The 17277-nt window shown below is 72.9% G+C and carries 14 protein-coding genes and 1 riboswitch; of the genes, 13 read left to right on the plus strand and 1 reads right to left on the minus strand.

Features of this window, described 5'->3' with window-relative positions; genetic code table 11:
- Window positions 1-56: 56 nt before the first annotated feature.
- From BGK67_RS28280 to BGK67_RS28325, 10 genes are all read left to right on the plus strand, one after another.
- Window positions 57-986 (plus strand): ABC transporter permease, encoded by a 930-nt coding sequence (locus BGK67_RS28280; protein ID WP_069922723.1) that lies wholly within the window; start codon window positions 57-59, stop codon window positions 984-986.
- Window positions 979-1761 (plus strand): ABC transporter ATP-binding protein, encoded by a 783-nt coding sequence (locus BGK67_RS28285; protein WP_069922724.1) that lies wholly within the window; start codon window positions 979-981, stop codon window positions 1759-1761. Before BGK67_RS28280 ends, BGK67_RS28285 begins: the two co-directional genes overlap by 8 nt.
- 364 nt (window positions 1762-2125) lie before the next feature.
- Complete coding sequence (gene hpnC / locus BGK67_RS28290; RefSeq protein WP_244291328.1) at window positions 2126-3055, plus strand: squalene synthase HpnC; 930 nt, start codon at window positions 2126-2128, stop codon at window positions 3053-3055.
- A complete protein-coding gene (hpnD, locus tag BGK67_RS28295) occupies window positions 3052-4002 on the plus strand; it encodes a presqualene diphosphate synthase HpnD (RefSeq protein WP_079154415.1) in 951 nt (316 codons plus the stop codon). Before hpnC ends, hpnD begins: the two co-directional genes overlap by 4 nt.
- A 352-nt stretch (window positions 4003-4354) precedes the next feature.
- A complete protein-coding gene (hpnE, locus tag BGK67_RS28300) occupies window positions 4355-5734 on the plus strand; it encodes a hydroxysqualene dehydroxylase HpnE (RefSeq protein WP_069922725.1) in 1380 nt (459 codons plus the stop codon).
- 59 nt (window positions 5735-5793) lie between these two features.
- Window positions 5794-6894 (plus strand): polyprenyl synthetase family protein, encoded by a 1101-nt coding sequence (locus BGK67_RS28305; RefSeq protein WP_432215531.1) that lies wholly within the window; start codon window positions 5794-5796, stop codon window positions 6892-6894.
- Between the two features lie 123 nt (window positions 6895-7017).
- Window positions 7018-9348: a squalene--hopene cyclase gene (shc, locus tag BGK67_RS28310; protein ID WP_244291330.1), complete on the plus strand. Its 2331-nt coding sequence runs from the start codon at window positions 7018-7020 to the stop codon at window positions 9346-9348.
- A complete protein-coding gene (locus BGK67_RS28315; protein ID WP_069922726.1) occupies window positions 9348-10010 on the plus strand; it encodes a phosphorylase family protein in 663 nt (220 codons plus the stop codon). Before shc ends, BGK67_RS28315 begins: the two co-directional genes overlap by 1 nt.
- A gap of 5 nt (window positions 10011-10015) precedes the next feature.
- Window positions 10016-11056: an adenosyl-hopene transferase HpnH gene (gene hpnH / locus BGK67_RS28320; protein WP_069922727.1), complete on the plus strand. Its 1041-nt coding sequence runs from the start codon at window positions 10016-10018 to the stop codon at window positions 11054-11056.
- Complete coding sequence (locus tag BGK67_RS28325) at window positions 11053-12468, plus strand: aspartate aminotransferase family protein (protein ID WP_069922728.1); 1416 nt, start codon at window positions 11053-11055, stop codon at window positions 12466-12468. Before hpnH ends, BGK67_RS28325 begins: the two co-directional genes overlap by 4 nt.
- Window positions 12469-12501: 33 nt before the next feature.
- On the opposite strand, the gene BGK67_RS28330 is transcribed toward BGK67_RS28325, so the two are convergent.
- On the minus strand, window positions 12502-13293 hold the full coding sequence (locus BGK67_RS28330) for a tyrosine-protein phosphatase (protein ID WP_069922729.1): 792 nt from the start codon (window positions 13291-13293) through the stop codon (window positions 12502-12504).
- A gap of 326 nt (window positions 13294-13619) precedes the next feature.
- A riboswitch (cyclic di-AMP (ydaO/yuaA leader) is annotated at window positions 13620-13785 on the plus strand.
- Window positions 13786-13787: 2 nt separating this feature from the next.
- On the opposite strand from BGK67_RS28330, the gene BGK67_RS28335 reads away from it, so the two are divergent.
- The 3 genes from BGK67_RS28335 to BGK67_RS28345 all read left to right on the plus strand — a co-directional run bounded on the left by BGK67_RS28335 (window position 13788) and on the right by BGK67_RS28345 (window position 17024).
- Window positions 13788-14762, plus strand: coding sequence for a LysM peptidoglycan-binding domain-containing M23 family metallopeptidase (locus tag BGK67_RS28335; RefSeq protein WP_069922730.1), 975 nt, complete (start codon window positions 13788-13790; stop codon window positions 14760-14762).
- 163 nt (window positions 14763-14925) lie between these two features.
- On the plus strand, window positions 14926-15711 hold the full coding sequence (locus tag BGK67_RS28340; RefSeq protein WP_069922731.1) for an SGNH/GDSL hydrolase family protein: 786 nt from the start codon (window positions 14926-14928) through the stop codon (window positions 15709-15711).
- Window positions 15712-15824: 113 nt separating this feature from the next.
- Complete coding sequence (locus BGK67_RS28345) at window positions 15825-17024, plus strand: MBL fold metallo-hydrolase (RefSeq protein WP_069922732.1); 1200 nt, start codon at window positions 15825-15827, stop codon at window positions 17022-17024.
- Window positions 17025-17277: the final 253 nt, after the last annotated feature.

Consider the following 17277-nt stretch of genomic DNA (forward strand, 5'->3'; position numbering starts at 1 on the left):
CGCGCCACCAGCCTGATGCCCCTCCTGCCGCATCTTGAAGACGAAAGTTTCAACTTGTGAGTGACACAACCCACGACGGCGCCCTCGCCACGAGCAGGCCGCCGTCCGAAGACGCGGGGCTGAGCCCCGCGGAGCTCGCCAGGAAGTACGGCCTCTCCGTCAGCGGCGCCCGGCCGGGTCTGGTCGAGTACGTGCGGCAGCTCTGGGGCCGGCGCCACTTCGTCATGGCCTTCTCGCGGGCCAGGCTGGTCGCGCAGTACAGCCAGGCGAAGCTCGGCCAGGTCTGGCAGGTGGCGACCCCACTGCTGAACGCGGCCGTGTACTGGCTGATCTTCGGCCTGATCCTCGGCGCGGGCCGGGAGATGCCCAAGGGCGTCTACGTCCCCTTCCTGATGATGGGCATCTTCGTCTTCACCTTCACCCAGAGCTCGGTGATGGCGGGCGTCCGGGCGATCTCCGGCAACCTCGGCCTGGTGCGGGCGCTGCACTTCCCGCGCGCCGCACTGCCGGTGTCCTTCTCGCTGCAGCAGCTCCAGCAGCTGATGTACTCGATGGTCGTCGTCTTCGTCATCGCGGTCAGCTTCGGCAACTACCCGCGCCTGTCCTGGCTGCTGGTGATCCCGACGCTGGCGCTGCAGTTCCTCTTCAACACCGGCCTCGCCATGATCTTCGCGCGGATGGGCTCCAAGACCCCCGACCTGGCGCAGCTGATGCCGTTCGTCATGCGCACCTGGATGTACGCCTCCGGCGTCATGTTCCCGATCGGGATCTACCTCAAGGACCAGCCGCAGTGGATCAGCGACGTCCTGCTGTGGAACCCGGTGGCGATCTACATGGACCTCATCCGGTTCGCCCTGATCGACGACTACGGCAGCAGCAACCTGCCTCCCCACGTCTGGCTGTTCGCCGTGGGCTGGGCCGCGGTGATCGGCATCGGCGGGTTCGTGTACTTCTGGAAGGCTGAGGAGCGTTACGGCCGTGGCTGACAGTACCCAGGGGCGCGTCCCCACCGTGATCGCGGACGATGTCCACATCGTCTACCGCGTCAACACCGGCAGCGCCGGCAAGGGCGCCGCCACCGCGGCGCTCAGCAAGATGATCCGCCGGGGCAAGGGCGACGCGCCGGGCGTGCGCCGGGTCCATGCCGTGCGCGGGGTCACCTTCACCGCGTACCGGGGCGAGGCGATCGGCCTCATCGGCTCGAACGGCTCCGGCAAGTCGACCCTGCTGCGCGCCATCGCGGGCCTGCTGCCCTGCGAGGCCGGCAAGGTCTACACCGACGGCCAGCCCTCGCTCCTGGGCGTCAACGCGGCTCTGATGAACGACCTGACCGGCGAGCGCAACATCGTCCTCGGCGGTCTCGCGATGGGCATGAGCCGCGAGCAGATCAGGGAGCGCTACCAGGGGATCGTCGACTTCTCGGGCATCAACGAGAAGGGCGACTTCATCTCCCTGCCGATGCGCACCTACTCCTCCGGCATGGCGGCGCGTCTGCGCTTCTCCATCGCCGCGGCCAAGGACCACGACGTCCTGATGATCGACGAAGCCCTGGCCACCGGTGACCGCGCCTTCCAGAAGCGCTCGGAGGACCGCATCCGCGAACTGCGGGAGAAGGCCGGCACCGTCTTCCTGGTGAGCCACAACAACAAGTCCATCCGCGACACCTGCGACCGGGTGCTGTGGCTGGAAAAGGGCGAGCTCCTGATGGACGGCCCCACCGAAGAGGTCGTCTCGGCATACGAGAAGGCGTCCAACGGCTGACGGCCGCAGCCCCGGCCGCACCGCCGAGGCCCCCGCCGCTCAGCGCGGCGGGGGCCTCGGCGTGTCGCGGCATTTCCCACCGCTGCCGGGTGGTGACATTCGGCGGCGACATTCGATGCCGGGGCGAATACCCCAGCGGTCCTCGAGGCGTTGTACAGCGTAAGCTGAGGCAGTCCTGAATCGCGGCAAGAGGGGACGATTCACCGCAGGTGAACGGCCTGGCGCACCCCGGGGAAACCCGGGCGGCGTGTCCGAAATAGGATGCATTGGGTCGGCAGTGTAGAACGGGAGATGTGACGGCAATGGCTAGCGGAATTCTCCGGCCCCCGGGCGCGACGGCCGTCCCCGCCCCGGGCGGCGGGCGGTGACCCCGGGGGATCGCATCCGCCCACTGCCCGACACGGTCCACGTACGCGCCACCCTCGGCAAGGCCGCCGCGGAGAACTTCCCCGTGGCCCCCGCGTTCCTGCCCCGCGCCTGGCGGGAGGGCCTGATGGCGGTCTACGGCTACGCCCGACTCGTCGACGACATCGGTGACGGAGACCTGGCCCCCGGCGGACGCGACGCCGTGCTCCTCGGCCTCGGCCCGGCCGCGGTGGACGACCGGCTCGCCCTGCTCGACGCCTTCGAAGCCGACCTGTGGCGCGTTTTCGGCGGTACCGACGGCCCGCCGCGCCACCCGCTGATGCGGGCCCTGCGGCCCGTGGTCCGCGCCCACCGGCTCACCCCCGAGCCGTTCCTCGGGCTCATCGAGGCCAACCGCCAGGACCAGCGGGTCGCGCGCTACGAGACGTACGGGGACCTCCTCGCCTACTGCGAGCTGTCCGCCAACCCCGTGGGCCGCCTCGTGCTCTCCCTCACCGGCACCTCCACCCCCGAGCGGATCCGCCGCTCCGACGCGATCTGCACGGCCCTGCAGATCGCCGAGCACCTCCAGGACGTCACCGAGGACCTCGCCCGGGACCGGATCTACCTGCCCGCCGAGGACATGCGGCGCTTCCACGTCGCCGAGCCCGACCTCAAGGCGCCGTCCGCCGGCGCCTCCGTGCGCTCCCTGATCGCCTACGAAGCCGAACGCGCGCGGCAGCTGCTGGATGAGGGCACCCCCCTCGTGGGTAGCGTCCACGGCCGGCTCCGGCTGCTGCTCGCGGGCTTCGTGGGAGGGGGGCGCGCCGCCCTCGGAGCCGTCACCGCCGCCGGCTTCGACGTCCTGCCCGGCCCACCCAAGCCCACCAAGAGCGGCCTGATCCGCGAGGTGGCCGCCGTCCTGCGCACTGCGCCGAGAAAGGGGTGAGCCCGACCGTGGAGGGCCCCACACACGTGTCCGCGCCGGTCCTGGCGGCCTACGGCTACTGCGAGGCCGTCACCGGATCGCAGGCGCGCAACTTCGCGTACGGCATCCGGCTGCTGCCCGCCGACAAGCGGCAGGCGATGTCCGCGCTGTACGCCTTCTCCCGGCGGGTCGACGACATCGGCGACGGCGCGCTGGCGCCCGAGGCGAAGCTGGTGCGGCTGGAGGAGACCCGCGCCCTGCTCGGGCGGATCCGCGCCGAAGAGGTCGACGAGGACGACACCGACCCCGTCGCCGTCGCCCTCGCGCACGCCGCGCGCCGCTTCCCCATCCCGCTCGGCGGCCTCGACGAGCTCATCGACGGCGTCCTGATGGACGTGCGCGGCGAGACGTACGAGACCTGGGACGACCTCAAGGCCTACTGCCGGTGCGTCGCCGGGGCCATCGGGCGGCTCTCGCTCGGCGTGTTCGGCACCGCCCCGGGTGCCGCGGACTCCGCACGCGCCGCCGAGTACGCCGACACGCTCGGCCTCGCCCTGCAACTCACCAACATCCTCAGGGACGTTCGCGAGGACGCCGCCAACGGGCGCACCTACCTGCCCGCCGAGGACCTGGCCAAGTTCGGCTGCTCCGAGGGCTTCCACGCGGACCGGGCCCCCCGGGGATCCGACTTCGCCGGGCTCGTCCACCACGAAGTGCGGCGCGCCCGGGCGCTGTTCGCCGAGGGCTACCGGCTGCTGCCGATGCTCGACCGGCGCAGCGGCGCCTGCGTGGCCGCCATGGCCGGCATCTACCGCCGCCTCCTCGAACGCATCGAGCGGGAGCCGGAGGCGGTCCTGCGCGGCCGCGTCTCGCTGCCGCCGCACGAGAAGGCGTACGTCGCCGTGCGCGGCCTCTCAGGCCTCGACGCCCGGACCATCTCCCGCCAGAGCACCCGGAGGCGCACCTGATGCCCCCGACCACCCACTCCCCGTCCGGTCCGGGCCCGGCCGCGGCCCGGCGCCCGGGCGCCGGGCGCGCCGCCGTCCGGCCCGCGCCTGCGGCCGAGCCGCCCACGGTTTCCGCCGGGCGCCGTGGCGCGTACCGCGCCGCCGTCCGGCCCGCGCCCCCGGCCCGGGCAACCTCCCGGCCGGCGGGCGCGTCTGTCCCGGCGGGCTTCGCGGGCGGGGCCTGGGCGCCGGGCGCGCGGCAGCCGTACCGGGCCGGCCGGTGCGGGGGCGCGGCGGACTCGGGTGTGAGGGGTACCGCGCCGCGGCGGTGGACGGCCGTCGCGGCGGGCACGGACAGGACGGGAGAGGGCGCATGAGCGACAGCGACCAGCGGGCCGTCGTCGTCGGCGGAGGGCTCGCCGGGGTCACGGCCGCGCTCGAACTGGCCGACGCCGGACTCCGGGTGACCCTGCTCGAAGGCCGCCCGCGCCTCGGCGGGCTGGCGTTCTCCTTCAAGCGCGGCGAACTCACCGTGGACAACGGCCAGCACGTCTACCTGCGCTGCTGCACCGCCTACCGGTGGTTCCTCGACCGTGTTGACGGAGCAGCCCTCGCGCCGCTGCAGGACCGGCTCGACGTACCCGTCCTCGACGTCGCCCACGCCAAGGGACCACGCCTCGGCCGCCTGCGCCGCAGCGCCCTGCCCGTCCCCCTGCACCTGGCCGGCTCGCTGGCCCGCTACCCGCACCTGTCCCTCGCCGAACGCGCGAGCGTCGGCCGCGCCGCCCTCGCGCTGCGCCGCCTCGACCCCGCCGACCCGGCGCTGGACGGCCTGGACTTCGCGACCTGGCTCGGCCGCTACGGCCAGTCCCCCCGGACCATCGAGGCCCTGTGGGACCTCGTCGGCATCGCGACCCTCAACGCCACCGCCGAGAACTCCTCCCTCGGTCTGGCCGCCATGGTCTTCAAGACCGGGCTGCTCTCCGAGAACGGCGCCGCCGACATCGGCTGGGCCCGCGTGCCGCTCGGCGACCTGCACGACACCCTCGCCCGCAAGGCACTCGACGCGGCCGGCGTGCGCACCGGGCTGCGCACCCGGGTCACCGCCATCTCCCGTACGCCCGAAGGGACTTGGCGGGTCGACACCGAGGACGAGTCCCTCGACGCGGGCACCGTCGTCCTCGCCGTCCCGCAGCGCGAGGCGCACGGACTGCTCCCGGCCGGAGCACTCGCCGACCCCGACAAACTGCTCGACATCGGCACCGCGCCCATCCTCAACGTCCACGTCGTGTACGACCGCAAGGTCCTCAAGCAGCCGTTCTTCGCGGCGCTCGGCTCCCCGGTGCAGTGGGTCTTCGACCGCACCGACTCCTCCGGGCTCCCCGACGGCGGCCAGTACCTGGCCCTGTCCCAGTCCGTGGCGCAGGACGACATCGACGAGCCCGTGTCATTCCTGCGGGCCAAGTACCTGCCCGAGCTGGAGCGGTTGCTGCCCGCCGCGCGCGGCGCCAAGGTACGGGACTTCTTCGTCACCCGGGAGCGGACGGCCACCTTCGCTCCCGCACCCGGGGTCGGCCGGCTGCGCCCCGGCGCGCGGACCGACACGCCGGGGCTGTATCTGGCCGGTGCGTGGACTGCCACCGGTTGGCCCGCGACCATGGAGAGCGCCGTCCGGAGCGGACTGAGCGCGGCGCACGCCGCGCTCGCCGTGCTCGGCCGCCCCCGCGAACACCCTCTGCAGGAGGCGGCATGACGACCACCAGCACCACCAGCACCACCGGCACAGCACGTACAGGAACCAGAGGAGAGCCAGTGAACCCGGGGAATCCGGCTGTCGAGAACACGGAGGCCAGCGTGGGCGCAGCCGGCGGGGGAGTGGAGCAGGCCGAAACGCTGGCCCTCCTGGAGCGGGGCCGCACGCTGTCGACGCCCGCGCTCCGCGCCGCCGTGGACCGGCTCGCCGCGCCCATGGACACCGTCGCCGCCTACCACTTCGGCTGGATCGACGCCCAGGGCAACGCCGCGGACGGGGACGGCGGCAAGGCCGTCCGGCCCGCCCTCGCGCTGCTCTCCGCGGAGGCCGCGGGCGCCGCGGCCGAGGTAGGCGTCCCCGGCGCCGTGGCCGTCGAGCTCGTGCACAACTTCTCGCTGCTGCACGACGACCTGATGGACGGCGACGAGCAGCGCCGCCACCGCGACACGGTGTGGAAGGTGCACGGCCCGGCCCTGGCGATCTTGGTCGGCGACGCGCTCTTCGCCCTGGCCAACGAGGTGCTGCTGGAGCTCGGCACCGTCGAGGCGGGCCGCGCCGCGCGCCGGCTGACCACCGCCAGCCGCAAGCTCATCGACGGCCAGGCCCAGGACATCTCCTACGAGCACCGCGAGCGCGTCAGCGTCGAGGAGTGCCTGGAGATGGAGGGCAACAAGACGGGCGCGCTGCTCGCCTGCTCGGTCTCCATCGGCGCCGTCCTCGGCGGCGCGGACGACCGTACGGCCGACAAGCTCGAGGAGTACGGCTACCACCTGGGCCTCGCCTTCCAGGCCGTGGACGACCTGCTCGGCATCTGGGGCGACCCCGATGCCACCGGGAAGCAGACCTGGAGCGACCTGCGCCAGCGCAAGAAGTCCCTGCCGGTGGTCGCCGCGCTCGCCGCCGACGGTCCCGCCGCCGAGGAACTGGCCCAGCTGCTCGCCGCCGACGCCAAGAGCAACGACTTCGAGAACTTCTCGGAGGAGGAGTTCGCGGCCCGCGCGGCGCTCATCGAGGCCGCCGGCGGACGCCAGTGGACCGCCGACGAGGCGCGCCGCCAGCACGCGGTGGCCGTCAAGGCCCTGGACGACGTCGACATGCCCCAGCGGGTGCGCGACCAGCTGGTGGCCCTCGCCGACTTCGTCGTCGTGCGCAAGAGGTGAACGCCGCACGGAAGCGGATATGACTCGCGAGTCGCCGGCCGGCGCCGCCCCCGACTGAGGGGGCGGCGCCGGCCGACGGCAGACCCCAGCACAGCAGAGGACAGACTGCACGGAGGGGAAGCCATGACAGCGACGACCGACGGCAGCGCCGAGGGCGCTGCCGCTGGCAGCGAAACCACCACCCCGGGCGCCCCGCCGCCCCGCCCCCCGGCCGGTCCGGGCCCCAGCCGGTCCGGATCCGGACACGCCGCCCCGGTGCCCCGGTGCGGCCTCGCGGGGGCGCCCGGCGCCGAGGGCGGGGTCCGGCAGGCCGGTCCGCCCGGGCCGCAGGCCGAGTACCACGCACCGGGCATCCGCGGAACGGGGGGCGCCGGTGCCGTCCACCCGGTGGCCGAACCGGTGCCGTCCGCCCCTCCGGTTCCCCTGGTCCCGTCCGCCCCTCCGGCCCCCCTGGTCCCGTCCGCCGGATACGGCGTAACGGGCCCGCCCGCGCCGGACAGCGGCCGGGGCGGGGCGCGTACCGCCACCGCGGACCTGCCCGAGCCGCCGGACGGCAACCGGCGCCCGGAGGTCTACGAGGCCGTCGCGCGGGCGACCCGGCACCTGCTGGCCCGGCAGGACGCCGAGGGGTGGTGGAAGGGCGACCTCGAGACCAACGTGACCATGGACGCCGAGGACCTGCTGCTGCGCCAGTTCCTCGGGATCCGGGACGAGGCCACCACCCGGGCCGCCGCCCTGTTCATCCGCGGCGAGCAGCGGGACGACGGCACCTGGGCCACCTTTCACGGCGGACCGCCCGACCTCTCCGCCACCATCGAGGCGTACGTGGCCCTGCGCCTGGCCGGGGACGCGCCGGACGCCCCGCACATGACCCGGGCGTCGGCCTGGATCCGGGCCCACGGCGGGATCGCGTCCGCCCGGGTCTTCACCCGCATCTGGCTGGCCCTGTTCGGCTGGTGGAGCTGGGACCACCTGCCCGAGCTCCCGCCCGAGCTGGTGTTCCTGCCGCCCTGGGTGCCGCTGAACATCTACGACTTCGGCTGCTGGGCCCGCCAGACCATCGTGCCCCTCACGATCGTCTCCGCGCTGCGCCCCGTCCGCCCCGCCCCCTTCGCCCTCGACGAGCTGCACACCGACGCGCGGGCTCGGTATCCGGCCAAGCGGCTCGCCCCGCTGGCCAGTTGGGACGGTGCGTTCCAGCGGATGGACAAGGCCCTGCACGTCTACCGGCGGTTCGCCCCGCGCCGGCTGCGCAAGGCGGCCATGTCCGCCGCCGCCCGCTGGATCGTCGAACGCCAGGAGAACGACGGCTGCTGGGGCGGCATCCAGCCGCCCGCCGTGTACTCGGTCATCGCCCTGCACCTGCTCGGCTACGACCTCGGCCACCCGGTGATGCGCGCCGGGCTGGAATCCCTGGACCGGTTCGCGGTGTGGCGCGAGGACGGGGCCCGGATGATCGAGGCCTGCCAGTCACCGGTCTGGGACACCTGCCTCGCCGCGATCGCCCTGGCCGACGCGGGTCTGCGCCCCGACCACCCGGCGCTGATCAAGGCCGCCGACTGGATGCTCGGCGAGGAGGTCTCGCGCACCGGGGACTGGGCGGTACGACGGCCCGGGCTCGCCCCCGGCGGCTGGGCCTTCGAGTTCCACAACGACACCTACCCCGACATCGACGACACCGCCGAGGTCGTCCTCGCGCTGCGCCGCGTCCGGCACCCCGACCCGGCCCGGGTCGAGGCGGCCATCGCCCGCGGGGTGTCCTGGAACCTCGGCATGCAGTCGAAGAACGGCGCGTGGGGCGCCTTCGACGCCGACAACACCAGCCCCTTCCCGAACCGGCTGCCCTTCTGCGACTTCGGCGAGGTCATCGACCCGCCCTCGGCCGACGTCACCGCCCACGTGGTGGAGATGCTCGCCTTCGAGGGCCGGGCGGGTGACGCCCGGACCCGGCGCGGCATCGCCTGGCTGCTCGCCGAACAGGAGCCCGACGGGGCCTGGTTCGGCCGCTGGGGCACCAACTACGTCTACGGCACCGGGTCGGTGGTGCCCGCCCTCACCGCGGCCGGCATCGCCCCGGCGCATCCCGCGATCCGGCGGGCCGTGCGCTGGCTGGAATCCGTACAGAACGAGGACGGCGGGTGGGGCGAGGACCAGCGCTCCTACAAGGACCGGTCGTGGGCCGGGAAGGGCGCCTCCACCCCCTCGCAGACGGCGTGGGCGCTGATGGCCCTGCTGTCGGCGGGCGAGCGGGACGGCAAGGCCGTCGAGCGGGGCATCGCCCACCTGGTGGCCACCCAGCGGGAGGACGGCTCCTGGGACGAGCCCCACTTCACGGGCACCGGCTTCCCCTGGGACTTCTCCATCAACTACCACCTGTACCGGCAGGTGTTCCCGCTCACCGCGCTCGGCCGCTACCTGTACGGGGAACCGTCCGCGGCCGTCGGGGGATCCTGATGCCCGCGGCCCGGGGTGACGGGGCCGCGGACCCCGGCCCGCTGCTGGTGGCCTGCGCGCTGCGCATCGAGCAGGCGGCGCTGCGCAGCGCGGGCCGCGGGGACCACGCGCTGCTGCGGACCGGCATGGGCCCGCGGGCCGCCGGGCGGTCCGTCGGCCGGGCGCTGGAGCGGCCGGGGATGGAGCGGGCCGCCGTCCTCGCGACCGGATTCTGCGCCGGGCTGGTCCCCGGCATGCACCCCGGCGACCTGGTGGTCGCCGCCGAGACCCGGGACCCGGAGGGTGCGGTCGCCTGTACCGGGACCGACCTGCTGGCCGAGGCACTGGCCCGGGCCGCCCCCGGCCGGACCGTGCACACCGGCGCACTGACCGGATCCGACCACGTCGTCCGCGGCCAGGAGCGTGCGCGGCTGCGCGCCACCGGCGCCATCGCGGTCGACATGGAGTCCGCGGCCACCCTGTGGGCCGCCACCCGCGGCGGCGGCCGCCCGCCGGGGGGAGGCCGCCCGGTTGCGGCCGTCCGGGTGATCGTGGACGCTCCGGAGCATGAGCTCGTCCGTATCGGCACGGTCCGCGGTGGAATATCGGCCTTCCGCGTACTGCGTGCCGTACTGCCCGCGTTTTATGACTGGCACCGTTCTTTGCTGCTCCCCAGGAGGTGAGCCAGATGGCCATGCCGCTGCGCCAGACCGTCAGGGTCGGGACTTATCTGCTCGAACAGAAGCTCCGCAAGCGTGAGAAGTTCCCGCTGATCGTCGAACTGGAACCGCTGTACGCCTGCAACCTGGCCTGCGAGGGGTGCGGAAAGATCCAGCACCCGGCGGGGGTGCTCAAGCAGCGCATGCCGGTCGCCCAGGCGGTCGGCGCCGTACTGGAGTCGGGCGCGCCCATGGTGTCCATCGCGGGCGGCGAGCCCTTGATGCACCCGCAGATCCACGAGATCGTGCGCCAGCTGGTCGCGAAGCGGAAGTATGTATTCCTTTGCACCAATGCGATGCTCCTGCGCAAGAAGATCGAGAAGTTCACCCCGTCCCCCTATTTCGCCTTCGCCGTGCACATCGACGGACTGCGCGAACGGCACGACGAGTCGGTGGCCAAGGAAGGCGTCTTCGACGAGGCGGTCGCCGCCATCAAGGAGGCGAAGAGGCGCGGGTTCCGGGTGACCACCAACTCCACCTTCTTCAACACGGACACCCCGCAGACCATCATCGAGGTGCTCAACTACCTCAATGACGACCTCCAGGTGGACGAGATGATGATCTCGCCCGCCTACGCCTACGAGAAGGCCCCTGACCAGGAGCACTTCCTGGGGGTGGAACAGACCCGCGATCTCTTCAGGAAGGCCTTCGCGGGCGGCAACCGCAGGCGCTGGCGGCTCAACCACTCCCCGCTCTTCCTGGACTTCCTGGAAGGGAAGGCCGACTTCCCCTGCACGGCCTGGGCCATTCCGAACTACTCCCTCTTCGGCTGGCAGCGCCCCTGCTACCTGATGAGCGACGGCTACGTGCCGACGTACCGGGAGCTGATCAACGACACCGACTGGAGCAAGTACGGCCGCGGCAAGGACCCGCGCTGCGAGAACTGCATGGCGCACTGCGGTTACGAGCCCACCGCCGTCCTCGCCACCATGGGCTCCCTCAAGGAGTCCCTGCGCGCGGCCCGGGAGACGATCGGCGGGAACCGGGAGCCCTCGCGAGGGCCGGCATGACCGCGGACCCGCGGGAGGAGGTCGTCCGGGCCGAGGGCTTCGACCTCGGCGCCCTGCTGGCCGAGCGCGGCGGCGAGCGCTACGAGCTGCACGCCCGCCACCTCAACCACCAGCTGCCCCGGATGCTGCACACCATCGGCTTCGACAAGGTCTACGAGCGGGCCGAGGGCGCCCACTTCTGGGACGCCGAGGGCAACGACTACCTCGACATGCTGGCCGGGTTCGGGGTGATGGGCCTGGGCCGGCACCACCCGGTGGTCCGCCGCGCCCTGCACGACGTCCTCGACGCCCAGCTCGCCGACCTCACCCGCTTCGACTGCCAGCCGCTGCCCGGGCTGCTGGCCGAGAAGCTGCTCTCGTACAGCCCCCACCTGGACCGCGTCTTCTTCGGCAACAGCGGCACCGAGGCGGTGGAGACGGCCCTGAAGTTCGCCCGGTACGCCACCGGGCGGCCCAGGGTCCTGTACTGCGACCACGCCTTCCACGGGCTCACCACGGGCTCGCTCTCGGTGAACGGCGAGGGCGGGTTCCGGGACGGCTTCGCGCCGCTGCTGCCCGACACGAAGATCGCTCTCGGGGATCTGGGCGCCCTGGAGCGGGAGCTGCGCAAGGGCGACGTGGCCGCCTTCGTCGTCGAGCCGATCCAGGGCAAGGGGGTGATCGCCGCCCCGCCCGGGTTCCTGTCCGCCGCGCAGGAACTGCTGCGCCGCCACAAGGCGCTGCTGATCGCGGACGAGGTGCAGACCGGCCTCGGTCGGACCGGCGACTTCTACGCGTACCAGCACGAGCCGGGCGTGGAGCCCGACCTGGTGTGCGTGGCCAAGGCGCTCTCGGGCGGCTACGTGCCGGTCGGCGCCACGCTGGGCAAGGACTGGATCTTCAAGAAGGTCTACTCGTCCATGGACCGGGTCCTCGTGCACTCCGCGAGCTTCGGCTCCAACGCCCAGGCGATGGCGGCCGGACTGGCCGTGCTGTCGGTCATGGAGGACGAGGAGGTCGTGGCGGGCGCCCGGGCCATGGGCGATCTGCTGCGCGGGCGGCTCGCGGCCCTGGTGGACGAGTACGAGCTGCTCCACGAGGTGCGCGGGCGCGGGCTGATGATCGGCATCGAGTTCGGCCGGCCCACCTCGCTGGGGCTGCGCAGCCGGTGGGCGATGCTCCAGGCGGCCCGCAAGGGGCTCTTCGCGCAGATGGTCGTGGTGCCGCTGCTGCAGAAGCACCGGATCCTCACCCAGGTGTCCGGGGACCACCTGGAAGTGATCAAGCTGATCCCGCCGCTGATCGTGGACGAGCGGGACGTCGACCGGTTCGTCGGCGCCTTCCGCGAGGTCATGGACGAGGCGCACGGCGGTTCGGGGCTGATGTGGGAGTTCGGCAGGACCCTGGTGAAGCAGGCCGTCGGCAACCGGTGACGGCCTGCTCCGGCAGGGTGTCGGCAGCCGGTGTCAGACCAGCAGCCGTTCGCGGAGCCGGCCGAGGGTCCCGGGCGTGAGCCCGAGGCCCTCGGCGAGGTAGGCCTCGCGTCCGCCCCACTGCCCGTCGATGGTGTCGAAGGCGGCGGTCAGGTACTCGGCGCGGGCGTCGAAGAGCGGGGCGAGGAGCTCCATCACCTCAGGGGAGCGGGCTTCCTGCGCGCCGCTGCTGCGGCGCACCCGGTAGCGGCGGTGCGGGGCGTTCGACTCCAGGTAGTCCGCGACGATCGCCTCGCGCTCGACGCCGAGCGCGAGCAGGACGACGGCGACCGACAGGCCCGCCCGGTCCTTGCCGGCCGCGCAGTGCAGCAGGGCGGGGACGCTGTCCTCGGCGAGGGCGTGCACCACCCGGCTGTGCTCGGCCGTGCGGCGGCTGATGATCGTGCGGTACGACTGGGCCATGCGGGCCGCGGCCTTGCCGTCGCCCAGGACCGCGCGGAGCTCGTCGAGGGCGCCCTCGCGGACCATCGTCCAGAACTCCCGCCCGTCGGCCGGGTCCGAGAGCGGGATGTTGACGTTCCGTACGCCGGGCAGCTCGATGTCCGGCCCCTCCAGGGCGTGGTCGGCGTCGTTGCGGAAGTCGAAGATGGTGTGGAGCCCGAGCGATGCGAGGAACTCTGCATCGGTATCGGTGGCATGTGCGAGATGTCCGCTTCGGAACAGTCGTCCCGTCCCGACCCGTCGCCCGTCGGAGGTCGGCAATCCACCCACATCGCGGAAATTGCGCACTCCGGACAGTTCCGGCTCCTGTATCTGCTGGGTCAAAGGAACTCCTCCGCTTCGTCGTGGGACATCTTGTCCGTATTGGGCTGGTTAACTCCAACTTGCCATACCCGGCGGCGAGATCGGGTACGTCTCCGTGAGCCAGATCATACGGTGACCGTGAGTGCCTGATCACGAAAGCCGAATGGCCCGGCCCGGGCGGTTGTTGACGGTGCGGAATGGACAGAGGGTGACGGTTATTCCGCCGATCCCTCACCCCGGTGATTCCTTCGGGGAATTCATGGCTTGTTCCCTGCGGCCGGCCTCGATTACCTTCGCGATCGATCCGGGTGGACCGCCTAATCCTGCCGCCTCCCGGAAACCGCACCCGACTATTAACGCGCGCGGCAGGAGCGGGGGAACCAGGTAAGCCGCCGTCCCGGATCCTTCTCCGGAACGGCTAGGGGTGAAGCCGTACATGCTCCGTTCATGTACGGCCGGACATCTCCAGTCCGAACCCGACAGCTCACCTCGCAGGCGACGGAGAGGAATTCGCCATGCCTGCAAAGGGTAAGCACCGTCGTCCCAAGTCCCGTTCCCTTTCCCGCGGTCTGGCCGTCGCGGGCACCGGTGGTGCGGCTCTCGCGCTGCCCCTGATGGGAGCCGGCGGCGCCAACGCGGCCCCCGCTCCCGCCGCCGCGCCGGCCACGGCCCCCGCCGTCGCCCCGCAGCTCCCGGTCGCGCTCCAGGCCGCGCCCGCCGCGGCCCCGGCCGCCCCGGCCGCGCCGACCGTCTACACGGTCGTGCCCGGCGACTACCTCTCCAAGATCGCCGCGGAGCGCCACCTCTCCGGCGGCTGGGAGCAGCTGTACGCCGACAACCGCGAGGCCGTCGGCGCCGACCCCTCCCTGATCCACCCGGGCCTCAAGCTGACCCTCGGCGCGAAGGCGGCGGCCCCGGCCGAAGCGGCTCCGGCCCCGGCTCCCGCCGAGCGGTCCTCGACCGGTGCTCCGTCCGCCGCCAAGGGCCCCTCCGAGCAGGCGGCGCCCGCCCCGGCCCCGCAGCCGAAGCAGAAGCAGAAGGCGCAGAGCGGCGGCGGGTCCACCGAGGCGAAGGCCCCCAGCGGCGCCGGATTCGTGGCCCCGGTGAGCGGCGGGATATCCACCCAGTACCGGGCCTCGGGTGCGATGTGGTCCTCGGGCTACCACACCGGCGTGGACTTCATGGCGAGCTCGGGCACCACCGTCAAGGCCGTCGGCGCGGGCACCGTGGTCTCGGCCGGCTGGGCCGGATCGTACGGCAACGAGGTGATCATCAAGCACGCGGACGGCAAGTACTCCCAGTACGCCCACCTCTCCTCGCTGTCCGTCTCGGTGGGTCAGGGCGTCACCGCCGGCCAGCGGATCGGCCTCTCCGGTTCCACCGGCAACTCGACCGGCCCGCACCTCCACTTCGAGATCCGCACGGGCCCGTCCTACGGCTCCGACGTCAACCCGGTGAGCTACCTCCGCTCGAAGGGCGTCACCCTCTGACGGCACCCGCCGCCGGAGCACGGACACACACCAGGCCGGGGCCCGAGGGGGGTCCCGGCCCGGCGTGTACTTATTCCGCGTCCCCCGCGTGGTGTAGATCACGGACCGTCAACCCCTGCTTACGTTGGCGTAGGTCGTGTGCGCGGGTGAAGGATGTCGTTCCGTGGCAGCGACGACGACGACACTCAAGACCATCGGCTCGTACGCGGCGATCGGGGACAGCTTCACCGAGGGCGTGGGGGACCCGGGACCCGGGGATTCTTATCTCGGCTGGGCGGACCGGCTCGCCGTGCTCCTGGCCGACCGGCGCGACGAGCACGACTTCCGGTACGCGAACCTGGCCGTGCGCGGCCGGCTCCTCGACCAGATCGTGGCGGAGCAGGTGCCGCGGGCCAAGGCCCTGGCGCCGGACCTCGTGACCTTCTGCGCCGGGGGCAACGACATCATCCGGCCCGGCAGCGACCCCGACGACGTGGCGGAGCGGTTCGAGGCCGCCGTCGCCGACCTCACCGGGGCCGTCGGCCTGGTCATGATCACCACCGGCTTCGACACCCGGGGCGTGCCGGTCCTCAGGCACCTGCGGGGCAAGGTGGCGACGTACAGCGCGCACGTGCGCGCCATCGCCGACCGCTACGACTGCCCGGTGCTGGACCTCTGGTCGCTGAGGTCAGTACAGGACCGGCGCGCCTGGGACACCGACCGGCTGCACCTGTCGCCCGAGGGGCACACCCGGGTGGCGCTGCGCGCCGCCCAGGTGCTCGGACTCGACGTGCCCGCCGACCCCGACCAGCCGTGGCCGCCGCAGCGGCCGCGCGGCTCGGTGGACGTGACCCGGGACAACATCCAGTGGGCCCGCGAGCACCTGGTGCCCTGGATCGGGCGGCGGCTGCGCGGCGAGTCCTCCGGGGACCGCATCGCGGCGAAGCGGCCGGACCTGCTGCCCCTGTAGGAGGCAGCCGCAGTCGGGGGACGAGGACCGTAAGCGGAATCCTTCGGGGTGTGTGTGCGTTGGGATGGTCGTAGACCGACGACCGTCCTGACCCCATCCCCCCAGGAGGCGCCTTGACCGGCTCCCGTCCCCTGCGTCCGCGGCTGCGCGCCCTGCGACCCGAAGCCTTCGGCGCGGACCCGTCCGGCGCCCGGCTGGAGCGGATCCACCGTTCGCCGAACTTCGCCGACGGCGTCTTCCAGAACCCGCTCGGGGCCCGGACCAGGCCCTCGGGGTCGATGGCGGAGTTCGCGAAGATCTACTTCCACCGCGAACAGCGGATCCGGCGCACCCCCGGCGCCCCGATCCCCGTGTACCCCACGACCCTCGCGGAGCTGGCGAAGCCGCCCGCGAGCGGACTGCGGCTCACCTGGATGGGACACTCCAGCGTGCTCGCGGAGATCGACGGGCGCCGCGTGCTGTTCGACCCGGTGTGGGGCGAGCGGTGCTCGCCCTTCCCCTTCGCCGGGCCCAAGCGGCTGCACCCCGTGCCCGTACCGCTGGCCTCGCTGGGACCGGTCGACGTCGTGGTGATCTCGCACGACCACTACGACCACCTCGACCTGCCGACGATCAAGGAGCTGGCCGGTACGGACACGGTCTTCGCCGTGCCGCTCGGAGTCGGCGCGCACCTCGAGCGGTGGGGCGTGCCGGCCGACCGGCTGCGCGAGCTGGACTGGAACGAGACCACCGAGGTCGCCGGGCTCTCGCTCACCGCCACCCCGGCCCGGCATTTCTGCGGCCGTGGGCTGCGCAACCAGCAGCACACCCTGTGGGCGTCCTGGGTCGTCGCGGGGGACGAGCACCGGATCTACCACAGCGGGGACACCGGCTACTTCCCCGGCTTCAAGGAGATCGGCGCCGAGCACGGGCCCTTCGACGCCACGATGATCCAGATCGGCGCCTACTCCGAATACTGGCCCGACATCCACATGACGCCCGAGGAGGGCATGCGCGCCCACCTCGACCTCCAGGGCGGCGCCCCGCACGGCACGATGCTGCCGATCCACTGGGGCACCTTCAACCTGGCCCCCCACCCGTGGGACGAGCCCGGCGAGGGAACCCTCGCCGCGGCGCGGGGAGCGGGAGCCGCGATCGCCCTGCCGGTCCCGGGACAGCCCTTCGAGCCGGCGGCGGCGGACGCCCCCGCGAAGCCGTGGTGGCGGCCCTTCGTGGCCGGCGGACACGCCGCACCCGAAGTCGCCGTGGCCGCGGTCACCGCGGGCCGGGCGACGGGCGTGATCCGCGAGGAGCCCGAGGCCGTCGGGTCCTGACGGCCCGCCGGACGCCACGGCGCGGACCCGGCCGCGGGGCCGGGGCAGGGGCGGCGCACCCGGACTCCGGGGGGCGCGCGGTCACCGCAGGTCCCACCGAAAGGCGACCCCGGGGATTCGGGCGGCTGTACGAGCGCTCCATCGGGAGCGGGAAGCACCCCCGCGAACTTCCCCAACTGGCCGTCCCGGGCGGGACGGGGCGGTCTAGCGTGGGTATCCGGTGATCAACACCGGGCCCCGGGAACGCTGGGGG

The sequence above is a fragment of the Streptomyces subrutilus genome (assembly GCF_001746425.1).
GTDB classification, from domain to species: domain Bacteria; phylum Actinomycetota; class Actinomycetes; order Streptomycetales; family Streptomycetaceae; genus Streptomyces; species Streptomyces subrutilus_A.

Coding starts and splice junctions, on each gene's coding strand:
- hpnE (WP_069922725.1), top strand. CDS start 4,355: ATGAGCGACAGCGACCAGCGGGCCGTCGTCGTCGGCGGAGGGCTCGCC.
- shc (WP_244291330.1), top strand. CDS start 7,018: ATGACAGCGACGACCGACGGCAGCGCCGAGGGCGCTGCCGCTGGCAGC.
- BGK67_RS28315 (WP_069922726.1), top strand. CDS start 9,348: ATGCCCGCGGCCCGGGGTGACGGGGCCGCGGACCCCGGCCCGCTGCTG.
- hpnH (WP_069922727.1), top strand. CDS start 10,016: ATGGCCATGCCGCTGCGCCAGACCGTCAGGGTCGGGACTTATCTGCTC.
- BGK67_RS28325 (WP_069922728.1), top strand. CDS start 11,053: ATGACCGCGGACCCGCGGGAGGAGGTCGTCCGGGCCGAGGGCTTCGAC.
- BGK67_RS28335 (WP_069922730.1), top strand. CDS start 13,788: ATGCCTGCAAAGGGTAAGCACCGTCGTCCCAAGTCCCGTTCCCTTTCC.